13 protein-coding genes are annotated in these 12,520 nt (G+C 62.3%); 6 read left to right on the top strand and 7 right to left on the bottom strand.

What is annotated here, in order from left to right:
• Window positions 1-53: 53 nt before the first annotated feature.
• Entirely contained in the window at window positions 54-812 is a 759-nt protein-coding gene (locus tag ACMGFM_RS13400) for a CPBP family intramembrane glutamic endopeptidase (protein ID WP_436903151.1), read from the top strand.
• On the opposite strand, the gene ACMGFM_RS13405 is transcribed toward ACMGFM_RS13400, so the two are convergent.
• Together ACMGFM_RS13405 and ACMGFM_RS13410 are read right to left on the bottom strand one after the other, a co-directional pair.
• Complete coding sequence (locus tag ACMGFM_RS13405) at window positions 809-1,573, bottom strand: S24/S26 family peptidase (protein ID WP_436903152.1); 765 nt, start codon at window positions 1,571-1,573, stop codon at window positions 809-811. The genes ACMGFM_RS13400 and ACMGFM_RS13405 overlap by 4 nt on opposite strands.
• Window positions 1,570-2,088 carry an NUDIX hydrolase gene (locus ACMGFM_RS13410; RefSeq protein WP_436903153.1) on the bottom strand — a complete coding sequence of 173 codons (519 nt, stop codon included), beginning with the start codon at window positions 2,086-2,088 and terminating at the stop codon, window positions 1,570-1,572. The genes ACMGFM_RS13405 and ACMGFM_RS13410 overlap by 4 nt, the downstream gene beginning before the upstream one ends.
• A gap of 106 nt (window positions 2,089-2,194) precedes the next feature.
• On the opposite strand from ACMGFM_RS13410, the gene ACMGFM_RS13415 reads away from it, so the two are divergent.
• Window positions 2,195-2,611: a Rieske (2Fe-2S) protein gene (locus tag ACMGFM_RS13415; protein WP_436903154.1), complete on the top strand. Its 417-nt coding sequence runs from the start codon at window positions 2,195-2,197 to the stop codon at window positions 2,609-2,611.
• Here the strand turns inward: ACMGFM_RS13415 and ACMGFM_RS13420 are convergent.
• The 3 genes from ACMGFM_RS13420 to ACMGFM_RS13430 form a co-directional block, all read right to left on the bottom strand.
• Complete coding sequence (locus ACMGFM_RS13420; protein ID WP_436903155.1) at window positions 2,608-2,898, bottom strand: transcriptional regulator; 291 nt, start codon at window positions 2,896-2,898, stop codon at window positions 2,608-2,610. The two genes, ACMGFM_RS13415 and ACMGFM_RS13420, sit on opposite strands and share 4 nt — an antisense overlap.
• 42 nt (window positions 2,899-2,940) lie before the next feature.
• Entirely contained in the window at window positions 2,941-4,185 is a 1,245-nt protein-coding gene (locus ACMGFM_RS13425; RefSeq protein ID WP_436903156.1) for an inorganic phosphate transporter, read from the bottom strand.
• Between the two features lie 96 nt (window positions 4,186-4,281).
• Window positions 4,282-5,070: an SDR family NAD(P)-dependent oxidoreductase gene (locus ACMGFM_RS13430; RefSeq protein WP_436903157.1), complete on the bottom strand. Its 789-nt coding sequence runs from the start codon at window positions 5,068-5,070 to the stop codon at window positions 4,282-4,284.
• A 156-nt stretch (window positions 5,071-5,226) separates the two neighbouring features.
• On the opposite strand from ACMGFM_RS13430, the gene ACMGFM_RS13435 reads away from it, so the two are divergent.
• Window positions 5,227-6,339: an AAA family ATPase gene (locus tag ACMGFM_RS13435; protein ID WP_436903158.1), complete on the top strand. Its 1,113-nt coding sequence runs from the start codon at window positions 5,227-5,229 to the stop codon at window positions 6,337-6,339.
• Here the strand turns inward: ACMGFM_RS13435 and ACMGFM_RS13440 are convergent.
• A complete protein-coding gene (locus ACMGFM_RS13440) occupies window positions 6,336-7,400 on the bottom strand; it encodes a radical SAM protein (RefSeq protein ID WP_436903159.1) in 1,065 nt (354 codons plus the stop codon). The two genes, ACMGFM_RS13435 and ACMGFM_RS13440, sit on opposite strands and share 4 nt — an antisense overlap.
• 152 nt (window positions 7,401-7,552) lie before the next feature.
• Between ACMGFM_RS13440 and ACMGFM_RS13445 the strand changes: the two genes are divergently transcribed.
• Window positions 7,553-8,185 carry a helix-turn-helix domain-containing protein gene (locus tag ACMGFM_RS13445; protein WP_436903160.1) on the top strand — a complete coding sequence of 211 codons (633 nt, stop codon included), beginning with the start codon at window positions 7,553-7,555 and terminating at the stop codon, window positions 8,183-8,185.
• Here ACMGFM_RS13445 and ACMGFM_RS13450 read toward each other — a convergent pair.
• Window positions 8,182-10,065 carry an ABC transporter ATP-binding protein gene (locus tag ACMGFM_RS13450; RefSeq protein ID WP_436903161.1) on the bottom strand — a complete coding sequence of 628 codons (1,884 nt, stop codon included), beginning with the start codon at window positions 10,063-10,065 and terminating at the stop codon, window positions 8,182-8,184. The two genes, ACMGFM_RS13445 and ACMGFM_RS13450, sit on opposite strands and share 4 nt — an antisense overlap.
• A 100-nt stretch (window positions 10,066-10,165) precedes the next feature.
• On the opposite strand from ACMGFM_RS13450, the gene ACMGFM_RS13455 reads away from it, so the two are divergent.
• Complete coding sequence (locus ACMGFM_RS13455) at window positions 10,166-11,455, top strand: O-acetylhomoserine aminocarboxypropyltransferase/cysteine synthase family protein (protein WP_436903162.1); 1,290 nt, start codon at window positions 10,166-10,168, stop codon at window positions 11,453-11,455.
• Window positions 11,456-11,505: 50 nt separating this feature from the next.
• Entirely contained in the window at window positions 11,506-12,477 is a 972-nt protein-coding gene (locus ACMGFM_RS13460; RefSeq protein ID WP_436903163.1) for a zinc ribbon domain-containing protein, read from the top strand.
• The last annotated feature ends 43 nt before the right edge of the window (window positions 12,478-12,520 follow it).

Here is a 12,520-nt window from a genome sequence, read left to right on the forward strand (position 1 = left end):
TTCGGTCCGGGACGTCGATAGGCTTTTTTGCAGTCGCCTGTCCATCTCCGACGATGTCCGACGGCGAGTCTCCCCGCACTTCCAGCAGCTCGAGTCTCCCTGCACATCCACTCGCCCACGCAGCAGTTGCCATCGCGGTGGCGCTTGGCCTGTTCGCGCTGGCGATGGTCCTGTCTCGCGCTGTCGCCGAAGCACTCGCTATTATCGGTGTGCTCGGTGGTCCCGCAACAGTTACCCGTCTTCTCGCGAACACATTCGCCCTCCAGTTGCTCGGCTTCGGTCTTCCGGCCGTGTTGTTCGTCCTCGCGCGCGGCGAGCAGCCCCGGGCCTACTTCAGACTGACCAGCTACGACGCGTGGACAGCGTTCTACGGGGCTGCGGTTGGGCTTTCGCTCATGATTCTCACAGTCACGGCGACGATACTGTTCACACTCCTCGGAATCAGTCCAGCCGAATCGACGGCCGGGCAGGCGACCAACCCGGCCTACTACGCTGTCCTGTTTGTCGTCTCTTCGGCCGTTGCTGTCCCGATGGAGGAACTGTTCTTCCGGGGGCTTATCCAGCACCGTCTCACTGACGGAACTCACCCGATTCCTGCAATCCTCCTGACGAGCCTGTTGTTCGCCACCATTCACTCGAATATCTCCGTGGGCTCCGGCGGCGCAGTCCTCGCCTTCGGGCTGTTCGTTTCGTTTGGAGTTGTCCTCGGCGTTGCCTATCACCGCAGCAAAAATCTCTTCGTTCCGATTACCGGCCATGTCGTCTTCAACGGGGTACAGATTCTCGTTCGGGGACTCGAAGTCGCGGTCTAGAACTGCAGTCGAAGCCAGCCCAGCCCCGGAATCTGGACCTCTGACGTTCCGACGACCCACTCCGGCTTGACCGGGGTGAGGTTACCGCTGCCGGATTGGTCGTAGGTCGGGTTGTTGTCCCCTTTCGTAATGAATCCGGCGTGTGGGGCCTCGCTGCACTGTTCGGTCCCGCTGATGTACTCGTCGTTTGCCCTGTCACACCAGTTTTCGCCCTCCTCCACCCAGAACATTGCCCGGTGGATGATGGGCGTAACCTGGGTGTTCCCTCGTGGGTTATAAATTATCACATCTCCCGGCCCGCCGAATTGCTCGTAGTCGACCGCTTCGCCGGCTTGCGCGGTCACGACACCAGTGTCGTCGTGGGCCGCGTCGGGGTGGAATCGGTCAGTCTCCATGACGAAAATCAGGTCGTTTTTCGACATATTGGGCTCCATACTCCCGCTCTCGATAGCGACCATTGGCGGCCAGACGCCACTGATCGTGAAGATGTACAGCCCGATCAACACCACAGCCCCGACGCTCGTCACCACATCTCGGATGAATAGTACCGTGTCGCTTGGCCGCTCAGTCCGTGGCCCGGTGGTCCGTGTCGGCGGCGGGTCACGGCTCCCGCCAGCCGTCGGTCGTGACCGCGCTGTCTCTGTCGTCTCCCTCCTCGCTCCGGTCTGACTGTCGGAACGCCGTCCGCCCGGCTGGTCCGCACCCGTCGAACGCTCACCCTGGTCGGGTGTGGCTGTGCTGTCGTCCTCGGGGTCGCTCATCGTCTCTCTTTCCGCGCTCTGTCGCTTGAATCTTCTGCTTCTCCCAACTTTTCGACGGCCGCGATGGCGCGCTGGCCAGCCTCGCGAACGTCTGCGGGGAGGGTTTCGTTTCCAGCGAGGTCTTCGGGCGTGTACCACACCCACGCGTCCGCGGGGGCTTCGTCCGGTCCTGGCTCGATTGCTTTGCTCTCGGCGCGACCATAGTAGATGAAATCGATGTGCTGGTGGCCGACCTCGCCGTTGCTGACGTTGATATCTTCCAGCAGGAAATGCTGTGGCTTGGGAATCGATTTGGCCGTTTCCGAGGACAGTTCCGCAGACTCGGGCGTAAGTAACTCGACGTCGAGGCCAAGCTCCTCTCGAGTCTCCCGTTTTGCGGCCTCGTGTGGGAGTTCGTCGCGGTCGAGATGGCCGCCGGCGGGGAGCCACATCTCGAGTTTGTCGTGTTCGTGAAGGGCAACCGCGCCGTCGTTGACGACGTAGACCGTTGCGACAAAATGCCGTGTCGTCTCCATACTCATTCCACGGCGAGCATCCGCTAATGCGTTGTGTCCTCGGGTGGCCCACTGCCCACACCTGCTACCGGTATGTTCATTTGTCCGGCTCCCCGACAACACGACGATGGACGAGGACAGCCGAATCGCCCCTGTCGAGGATGTGCCGGCCGATAGCAGTCTGCTCTTTACCGTCCGCGATGGCTTCGACAAGGAAGAAGCGATTCTCCTGCGACTCGCTGACGGCGTGATTGCACTGCAGAATTACTGTCCACACTGGACGGATGTCCGCCTCGATTCGGGCAGCGGGGCGACAGTCCGAGATGAGGAACTCGTCTGTACGAAACACGGCGCAACCTTCGAGACGACAACTGGCGACTGTACCCACGGTCCCTGTGAGGGAGCGACAATCGACGAAGTCGATATTACAGTCGAGGATGGTGTCGTCTACCTCACCGACGAGCGCTACGAGTTCGAGAATCTCGGCCCCTCGGGCGAACACAATCTCTCCTCACGCGGTCGGATTGGCTTCTCTGGGAACTAACCGACCCGAAACATTGGCTCCTCGACGTTTTCGCTCTTACAGTCGGGACAGCGACTCGGGCGGTTGATCAGGTCGTCAAACTCATCGAACCCGCACTCGCGACACTCCGGCGGTGCAACGAGCAGTTGTTCGGACCGCTCGGCGAGAGACTTCGAGATGTGTTCGACGTGGCTGAGCGCTTCCTTCGTCGTAATATCGAACTCGTTGGCGATGGTCCCGGCCTGCATGGGCTGCTCACGCAGTTGGTCGGCAATCCGCTGTCGAGTCGTTCGCTCGGCCTCGCGCATACCAGGGGTAGGACGCCCTGCCTAATCGGGGTTTCGGGGCTGTCACAGGATGAGGACGAACGCTGGATACGAGGCAGCGACGGCGAGTGTCGGCGTCAACACCCACATCGCGACGATTCGTTTCGCCGCCGCTGGGTTGAACAGACTCCGTTCGTCGAGGTCAGCAGGTCCCTCTGCGCCCACGTCGGGCACCTCCGGTACCTCGTCGGGCACCTCCGGAACCTCCTCCTCTCTGGCGATATCGCCGATAGTCGGCCCGGTCGGGGCGTCCTCTGCTCGTGAAGTCACGAGCGCTCCTGTTGCCATCTCGAACTCCGGTCGTTCGGGCGTCGGGGTCGCCAGCTCTGCGAGTGCGGTGGCCCGGCTCGCTCGCCCCCAGCCGAGGCCGATAATCGTCGACGTTGTGCTGACGGCGAGACTCGCGGGAATCCCGAATACCGACAATATGGTGATGACCGTTCCGCCGACGATAGAGACGATGAGCGAGGCAAGAATCGGGAGTTTGGTGATATCGTCACCGACCGTCTCCAATGTGCGCCGGGCAATCGTGAAACTCCCCAGACCGAAGGCAAACACCGCCAGCAGGACGCCCTGGTCGACGGTCAGCGAGCCACCTGCTCCGACGAGCGGGGCAACGGCGTTGGCGGCATTCGACGCGCCCGCCGAGAAGGCCATGTAACAGCCGATGACGACCACCGAGAGCGAGCCGACGACATCTTTCGGCGAAGCGTTGGAGTTCAGGTAGGGGCGGGGAACCGTCCCGGAGCGGTCGAGTTGCACGAGATGCAGGCTGAAGGTGGTGAACGCGACGTAGCGGTCGAGATAGGGGTAGATGTAGCGGCCGACGACGACCCCGATGAGAAAACACGTCAGCGGGGCGACGAGCCACGCCGAGAGGATGACGAACATTAGCGCCTGGTTCAGCGTCCCCGAGGCCAACCCGAGCCCGACAATCGCACCGACGGCAGTCATCGAGGTGGAGGCCGGCACGCCGTAAAGGTTCGAGATGAGCAGTGAGGCCCCCGTAAAAAACAGCACGACGACACTCGCGACGGGTGTGAACTGTATCGCCGGGACGATGTCACTACTCATCGTCGCGATCACGTTTCGACCGACGGTCCACGCACCGAGAAAGCCAAAGCCGACGAACAGTGCGCCGGCAGTCGTCTTCCGGACGAGACGCGAGCCGACCGCCGGCCCGAACGCCACGCCTGTCGAGGACCCACCGATGTTGAACCCGACGAACACGGCGACCAGAATGCCGACGATAGTCAGCAGAGCAACCATCAGTTCTTTCCCACGCAACTGTCACACATCTGGTTGAATATATGTTTTGAACTGTGGGCTCGGCACTGGACCACCGAGCCAGAGACGCCGCCCTTCTCAGGCCTCGGGCGTCTCTTCCATGATATCCGGCACGCCTTTCGCGGTAATCGTCTCGCCGATGATGTACGAGGAGGCCTCGCTGGCGAGGAACTGCGTGATGTCGGCAATCTCTTCGCTCAGTCCGATTCGCCGGTCCACTTCGGAGCGGTCGATGTTGTCGGCGCTGACACCCATCTGCGATTCGACGCCGGGCGTTGCGACGAAGCCAGGGGCGATACAGTTGACACGAATACCTCGGCTCGCGTACTCGTGAGCAACTGTCGAGGTGAAGTTGATGACGCCAGCCTTGGCAGCGGCGTAGTGGCTCATGTAGGGCGCGCCCTTCTGGCCCGCAACGCTTGCGAAGTTGATGACCGTCCCGTTGCTCTCTTCGAGGTGCTCTGCGGCAGCCTGCGTGCAGTGATACGTCCCGTGGAGGTTGATATCGACGATAGTCTTCCAGCCGTTCTCGCTGATGTCGTCGAAGCCAGCCATGAAACTCGCGCCGGCGTTGTTGACGAGCGTGTCGACGCCGCCGAACTCCTCGACGGTAGCCTCGACAAGCGCTTCCACGGCCTCGCGGTCGGTCACGTCACACTCGACTGCCAGCGCCTCGCCCGGGCGCTCGCTCTCGTTGATTTCTTCGGCGACTGGGTCGACGTTGTCCTGTTCGCGCGAACAGATGACAACGTCTGCGCCGCCAGCGGCGAACTCCTCGGCAATCGAGCGGCCGATACCGCTCGACGCGCCGGTGATTAGTGCAGTCTTTCCGTCGACACTGAACCGCTCTGTGTTTGGTGCTGTCATAGCTACTCCGCGCTTGCAGGCCAGTGCTAATAAAACATCGTACAATGTTTTGATGGACTCGCACTCGAAGTTACATTGTTTAACGACGCTGCGATTCGGGTCACCACTCTCCCCGAAGCAGGAGACTTTTTGCTCGCGTGCCGTTGACGTGTGTGTATGGACCACGAGACGGCCGGCCAGCGCTCCGAGCAGCTTATCGGCGCAATCAGCGAGGCGGTTATCGCCGACCGGCAGTTTCTCCGCACCACCCTGACTGGAATCCTCGCCCGCGGTCACGTCCTCCTCGAAGACGTTCCCGGGACCGGAAAGACACTCACAGCACGGAGTTTCGCCACCGCACTCGGACTTTCATTTCAGCGCATCCAGTTCACGCCGGACCTGCTTCCGGCTGACATCACTGGCTCGAATATCTACAACGACGCCAGCGGCGAGTTCGAGTTCTCGCGGGGCCCAATCTTCGCAAACGTCGTCCTTGCAGACGAAATCAACCGCGCTCCACCGAAGACACAGGCTGCGCTGCTGGAAGCGATGGGCGAAAAGCAGGTCACCGTCGACGGCGAGACGTACCCGCTGCCCGACCCCTTCTTCGTCATCGCCACACAGAACCCGGTCGAACAGGAGGGGACTTTCGGCTTGCCCGAGGCACAGCGTGACCGCTTCATGATCAAGAGCTCACTGGGCTATCCAGAGGCCGACGGCGAACGCCTGCTGCTCGACCGCCGCGCGGACCGGAGCGAACGGACGCCCTCCATCGAGGCGGTGCTCGACGCCGAACAGGTTCGACAACTCCAGCAGGTGCCCGAACACGTCGATGTCGACCCCCGCCTCCGGGACTACATTATCGAACTGGGCCGGTGGACGCGCTTCGACGACCGCGTCGAGGTCGGTATCTCTCCCCGTGGCGTCCAGCGATTGTTCGAGGCCGCCCGCGCCCGTGCCGCCGTCGCCGGCAGAGACTACGTCGTCCCGGACGATATCAAGGAGATGGCACACCCAGTGTTTGCCCACCGCCTCGTGTTGAACGCCGACGCGAGCGTCCGCGAGATTCAGCCGGCAGATGTCATCGCCGACGCGCTGGGTAACGTTGCTGTCCCGGCGGTTGAAGAGGGACAGCCAGAACCGACACACGCCGCCGCCAACGGCGGTGCTCCGCAGCCGAACGGTCGCCGTCCCAACGACCCGGCTAACTCGGGCCAGCGACAGTCTCCACCCTCCCAGCCTGACGCGACCGACCAGTCACAACGCGGTGGTCACTCAGACGACTCTTAGCGACCATCGGCGAACTCCTGTGCCGGCAGCGGGCCGTCGTACTCCGGTGGCACGTACGGACACAACGGGTCGCTCGCCAGCGGGTTTCCAGTGTAGGCGTACGCCCGCGAGCGACTCCCGCCACAGACTGACCGGAACGGGCAGGCCCCACATTTCCCTTCGAGTTCGTCACGGTCACGCAGTCGCTCGAATAGCTCGGACTCCCGATACAGTTCGACGGGGTTTTGTTCGGTCACGTTGCCGACAGATTCGGGCAGAAAACCCGACGGATACAGCTCCCCAGTATGGCTCACGAACGCGAAGCCATCGCCAGCAATGACGCCACCACGGCGGTTGTTCTCGGTCGCTCCCTGTGCCAGTACTCGCCGGTACTGTGGGGCTTCAGTCGTCTTCACGGCGAAGTCCTCGTCCTCGCTGACGGTGCCGAGCCAGGACATCACCTCGTCGGACCGCTCCGGCGAGATGGGGTCGAGCACTCGCCCTCGGCCGAGCGGCACCAGAAAGAACACACTCCAGAGCACAGCCTCGAGGTCACCGACGAGCTCTCGTAGCGCCGGCAATCCCTCGACTGTCCGCTGGCAGACGGTGGTGTTGATCTGCAGCGGGAGTCCAGCGTCATTTGCTGCCTTGGCGGCCCGCATCGTCTGCTCGAAGCTTCCGTCTTCGCCACGGAAGTCGTCGTGGCTTTCGGGGTCAGGACCGTCGATACTCAGCGCCAAGCGCTTGAGCCCCGCCGCTGACAGCGCCTCGATTTTCTCTCGGGTGAGCGCGTCAGTCCCGCTCGGCGTCAGCGTCATCGAGAGGCCGAGGTCGGTTCCGTACTCGATTAATTCAACGAGGTCATCACGCTTGCACGGGTCTCCGCCCGAGAGGACGACGAGCTGTCCGGAGCCAAACTCTGTGAGATTATCGAGCAGTTGTTTCCCCTCGCTCGTCGTCAGTTCGTCCGGGTGGCGATGTGGCTGTGCGTCCGCCCGACAGTGTTCACACGACAGTTCACACGCCTGGGTGAGTTCCCAGATGAATACGACCGGCCGTTCGCTGGTGTCGATTCCCCGCATTACTCTCTCATTTGCACTACCCCGCAAAGACTCTCAACCCCATTCCAACCGGGCGGAAACAACACCGTTCATGTTCGGCTCGTCCCATTCTTATTCCCAGCCTGTGAGAACACTTCTCCCGTTATTTTGTGGGTCATCACCTATGGATTGGCATGTCTGGTGTTCGTGCGGAGTTCGTCTTCGAGCAACCCGCGCAGTGCCCTGTCGCGACGAGTTCGGCGGGCGCCGACGACTCACTGCGGGACATCTCCTGGGCGAGTGAATCCGACGGGACAGTCACAGAACAGTTCAGAACTGCAAGCGAGCCGAGCGAAACAGACGCCGAAGCGGTCTTCGATTACGGAACCCAGCAGGTCTACGAGTTCGAGCGCGACTACGACGACCCGTGTATCTGTGAGTATATCGAACACGCGCTGGGACCGGTTGCCGACGCTCACGCCGTCGACGGCAACCTCCACGTGACGCTTCACGCCAGCGATGTCGACGGACTCCGTGACCTGCTCGGCGACCTTACCGACCAGTTTGGGACTGTTCGTGTCGAGTATCTCGTTCAGAGCCGAGACAGTGCCGCCGAGTCCAAACTTGTCCCGGTCGACCTGCGACGACTGACCGACCGCCAGCAGGAGGTACTCGATACTGCTCACGAGATGGGCTACTTCGAGTATCCACGCGAGTCGAACGCCAGCGAGGTGGCCGAGCAACTCGATATCGAACCCTCGACGTTCACCGAACACCTCAACGCCGCCCAGTCGAAACTGCTCGACGAACTCCTCGCGCGGGGTTAGTCGTCGGCCACTGCCGGTTTCTCGTCGACCTGCGCCGCCCACAGGTCCGCGTAGATGCCGCCGCTCGCCAGCAGTTCATCGTGGCTCCCACGCTGTTCGATTTCGCCGTCATCCATCACGACAATTCGGTCTGCGTCGCTGATCGTCGAGAGCCGGTGTGCAACGACCAGCGCCGTCCGGTCCTCGATCAGTCGCGAGAGACTCTCCTGAATTAGTTCCTCTGTCTCGGTGTCGACGTCGCTGGTCGCCTCGTCGAGAATGATAATCGCCGGGTCGTTGAGCACGGCGCGGGCGATTGCCAGCCGCTGACGCTGGCCACCCGAGAGCTTGACCCCACGCTCGCCGATCTGGGTTTCGTAGCCATCGGGCAACTCGCTGATAAACTCGTCGGCGGCAGCCACCTTCGCGGCGTCGAACACAGCGTCGGGGACGGAGCCGTCACGGACCGTTTCGAGCGTTTCGCGGTCACCGTACGCGATGTTCTCGGCGACAGTCCCCGAGAAGAGATAGGGAGATTGGCCGACAATGGCGATATCATCTCGCAACGCTTGCAGCGCGTACTCGCGAACATCGACATCGTCGACTCGAACCGCGCCCTCGTTCACGTCGTAGAACCGCGGGACGAGTTTGGTGAGTGTCGACTTGCCGGCCCCGGTTTCGCCAGCGAAGCCAACCGTCTCGCCGGCCGCAATCGACAGCGACACGTCACGGACGACCGGTTCGCGGTCGCCGTAACTGAAGGTCACGTCCTCGAACTCGACGCGGCCCACAATCTCATCGGGGTGATGTGGGTCAGCGGGTTCTGTAATCGTCGGCTCCTGGCCGAGCAACCCGAACACTCGCTCGGCGCTGGATTTGGCCTGCTGGTACTTGTTCGCCGAGCGACCGATCCGGCGCATCGGTGAGTACAGCCGCCGAAGATACAAGAAAAACAACGCGAAGGCACCAGTAGACAGCGCGCCTGGATTGCCGAGAATGATGTCCCGGCCACCCACGTACAGCAGCAGGACGAAGACAAGGCCGGTCAGCGCTCGCAGTCCCGCGAAGAAGGCCCGCCGGAGTCGGAGTGCGCCGACCTGTTCGTCGTGGTACTCCTCGCTGCGGCCGGCGACGCGGTCGTGCTCGAAGGCGTACCGGTCGAACGATTTGATCACGTCGATGCCGCCGATGTTGTTTTCGAGGCGGGCGTTCAGCCGAGCAACCGTCTCCCGAATTGACTTGTACCGCGGCTCGATCCACGTGAGAAACTTCGCGCTCGCCAGCCCGATAATCGGGACTGGAATCAACGCGATAGCGGCGAGCTTTGGCGAGTACGACCAGAGGATGATTGCGATTCCCGACACTGTCGCAATGACGCGGATGAACTGGCGAAACTCCGTGTTGAGAAAGGACTCCAGGCGGTTGATGTCGCTGTTGAGAATCGAGAGCATTCCGCCGGTCTGGTGTTCGGTAAAGAAATCCATCGAGAGATGCTGGAGATGGTCGTATGTGTCGTTCCGAAGGTCTCGCTGGACTTTCTGTGCGGCTGACTGCAAGAGGTAGCGTGAGCCAAAGCGACCGACCGAGCGGAGGAGGTAGGCGATAATCGCGATGATGACCAGTCGTTCGAGGAGGGCAAGTCTGGCGGCCTCTGTCGTGATTTCGCCCGTGGGAAGCAAGCCGGCATCAGTCAGGAGTCCGGGGTCGGCGGAGCCGAGTACCACGCGGTCGATTGCGGCCGCAACGACCAGCGCGGGAACCAGTCGGGCGAAGCGGGTGAGGACTGCGGCGGTCACGCCGACGAGCAGTCGCGGCCAGTACCGCAGCGCGTACCGCAGGAGGTTCACCATCGGGTGACCGTTGACGTTCGTCCGGATATCCTCGAAGCCACCGTCAGCCATGTCCCAGTCTACGCCCGGACACGCCTAACGGTGACGTTTACAGCCCGGGTGGTCCCGAATAATGGGAAGATTCACGTGCTCGCGCTCGGAGGTGACATGTATGAGCGACGACGACTCCATCGAGACGAAAGCACTGCACGTCGGACAGGAACAACCGGATCCAGCAACAGGCGCACGCGCGCCGCCAATCTACCAGACGACCTCCTACGTCTTCGACGACGCCGAGGACGCTGCCAACCAGTTCTCTCTGAAGAAACCGGGCTACATCTACTCGCGGCTGATGAACCCCACAGTCGAGATGCTGCAGGAGCGACTTGCTGCCCTCGAAGGCGGTGTCGGCGCGGTCGCCACCTCCTCGGGTATGGCCGCGCTCAACCTCACTGATTTCGTCCTCGCCGACGCCGGCGACAACATCGTCACCGCCTCCTCGCTGTACGGCGGGACCTACACCTACTACACGCACACCCTGCCGAGACAGGGTGTCGAGGCCCGCTTCGTCGACACGCTGGATTACGAGGCCTACGAGGAAGCTATCGACGAGAACACGAAATACATCCACTGCGAGACCATCGGCAACCCCGCGCTCGTCACCCCGGACTTCGACCGACTGGCCTCGATTGCCGACGACCACGGCATTCCGCTGTTCGTCGACAACACCTTCGGAACCCCGGCGCTCTGTAACCCAATCGACCACGGCGCGAATCTGGTTTGGAACTCGACGACGAAGTGGATTCACGGCTCGGGAACGACCGTCGGCGGCGTCGTCGTCGACGGGGGGAACTTCGACTGGAGCGCCCACGCCGAAGACTACCCAGAAATCGCACAGGACAATCCCGCTTATCACGGCGTGAACTTCGCCGACGCGATGGGTGAGCAGGCGTTCATGTACACCGCAATCGCTCGCGGCCTCCGTGACCTCGGGAACCAGCAGTCACCCTTCGACGCTTGGCAGACGCTGCAGGGCGTCGAGAGCCTCCCACACCGGATGCCCCGACACTGCGAGAACGCGATGGCAGTCGCAGAATACCTCGACGACCACTCCGAGGTCTCGTGGATCAACTACCCCGGCCTGTCGGACCACGAAACCCACGGCAACGCGAGCAAGTACCTCGATGGCGGCTACGGCGGCATGATCACCTTCGGCCTCGAAGGTGGCTACGACGCCGGCCGCACACTCTGTAACGAGGTCGAACTTGCCAGCCTGCTGGCGAATGTCGGCGACGCGAAGACGCTGATTATCCACCCTGCGAGCACGACCCACCAGCAACTCACCGAGGAAGAGCAGGAAGCGTCGGGAACGACGCCGGATATGGTTCGGCTCTCTGTTGGGCTCGAAGGCACGCAGGACATCATCGACGACCTGGACCAGGCTATCGACAGCGCGAGCTAAGCCGGCTTCCCCGACGCTTATTTTACCAGCACCGATAGCAGTTGATAGCTGTGCCATACTGTACGAACTGCGGCGAGGAGATTACCGACGAGCAGCGGTACTGTAGCTACTGTGGCGAGCCGGTTGGCGGCGGTGGTCGCCGCAAGCGTGAGGAGGCTCACCCGGAACACGAGCAGACCCAGGAGCCGGCCGCAACCGACACGGGCGGGTTCGAGGGCGACCCGCCGCCGGAGGGCTACGAGGACCCGCCGGGCGTCGGCACACCGCGCACACAGCGGTCGGGTGCCCCTGGAATGCTCGACCTGTTCGGCACATCCGTCCGAACGATTCTGGGGCTGCCGCTGCTGGTCGCTGGACTGGTGGTCGCGTGGTTTGCCTTCTTCATGTTCGATACGACGGGAACCGTCATCCAACTTCCCGGCATTATCCTCTCGGGACTCGTTGGGCTGTTCATCGCCGGCATGATTCACGTCGCCGTCGAGGCCGACCGCGACGGAGACAACTCGTCGCTCGGTGACCAGATAAGCCGAGTTGGCGGCTCCTTTCTCCCACTGGTTGGTATCTGGGTGGTGTTCGTCCCTGCATTTCTGGTGGGATTGGCAGCGCTGTTACTGCCGGGAGTGTACATCGCTGGGCGGCTCTTTCTGGCGTTCCCGGCCTGCGTGCTCGACGGCGAATCTCCTATTGAGAGCCTCTCGACGAGTTGGGACCTCACGAGCGGCATCAGCCTCAAGCCGTTTGGATTGCTTCTGATTGCGTTCGTCTCGGCGCTCGTGCTCTCGGTTATCTTCTCGATCATCGCGCTGAGTCTACTGCTTGCCGGGGGTGCGGACCTCCCGGTCGACCCTGGGACTGCAGCGCCCGAGGCTGCAGACGAACTCGCCGACCAGCCAGAGTTCCTCATCGCGACGGCGCTCTCTCAGGCGCTCGCCCTGGGCGTCGTCGTCGGTGCTGTCCAGGTGGCGGCAGCCAGACTCTATCTCACCCTGAGATACGGCGGCACTGAACCCGAACCGTCGTAACCCCGCTGTTGGTTTCTTACGGTGTTGTTACGACCCGAGTGAT

This window comes from Halovenus halobia, assembly GCF_051414135.1.
GTDB classification, from domain to species: Archaea; Halobacteriota; Halobacteria; order Halobacteriales; family Haloarculaceae; genus Halovenus; species Halovenus halobia.

Coding starts and splice junctions, on each gene's coding strand:
- ACMGFM_RS13400 (WP_436903151.1), top strand. CDS start 54: ATGTCCGACGGCGAGTCTCCCCGCACTTCCAGCAGCTCGAGTCTCCCT.
- ACMGFM_RS13405 (WP_436903152.1), bottom strand. CDS start 1,573: ATGAGCGACCCCGAGGACGACAGCACAGCCACACCCGACCAGGGTGAG.
- ACMGFM_RS13410 (WP_436903153.1), bottom strand. CDS start 2,088: ATGGAGACGACACGGCATTTTGTCGCAACGGTCTACGTCGTCAACGAC.
- ACMGFM_RS13415 (WP_436903154.1), top strand. CDS start 2,195: ATGGACGAGGACAGCCGAATCGCCCCTGTCGAGGATGTGCCGGCCGAT.
- ACMGFM_RS13420 (WP_436903155.1), bottom strand. CDS start 2,898: ATGCGCGAGGCCGAGCGAACGACTCGACAGCGGATTGCCGACCAACTG.
- ACMGFM_RS13425 (WP_436903156.1), bottom strand. CDS start 4,185: ATGGTTGCTCTGCTGACTATCGTCGGCATTCTGGTCGCCGTGTTCGTC.
- ACMGFM_RS13430 (WP_436903157.1), bottom strand. CDS start 5,070: ATGACAGCACCAAACACAGAGCGGTTCAGTGTCGACGGAAAGACTGCA.
- ACMGFM_RS13435 (WP_436903158.1), top strand. CDS start 5,227: ATGGACCACGAGACGGCCGGCCAGCGCTCCGAGCAGCTTATCGGCGCA.
- ACMGFM_RS13440 (WP_436903159.1), bottom strand. CDS start 7,400: ATGCGGGGAATCGACACCAGCGAACGGCCGGTCGTATTCATCTGGGAA.
- ACMGFM_RS13445 (WP_436903160.1), top strand. CDS start 7,553: ATGTCTGGTGTTCGTGCGGAGTTCGTCTTCGAGCAACCCGCGCAGTGC.
- ACMGFM_RS13450 (WP_436903161.1), bottom strand. CDS start 10,065: ATGGCTGACGGTGGCTTCGAGGATATCCGGACGAACGTCAACGGTCAC.
- ACMGFM_RS13455 (WP_436903162.1), top strand. CDS start 10,166: ATGAGCGACGACGACTCCATCGAGACGAAAGCACTGCACGTCGGACAG.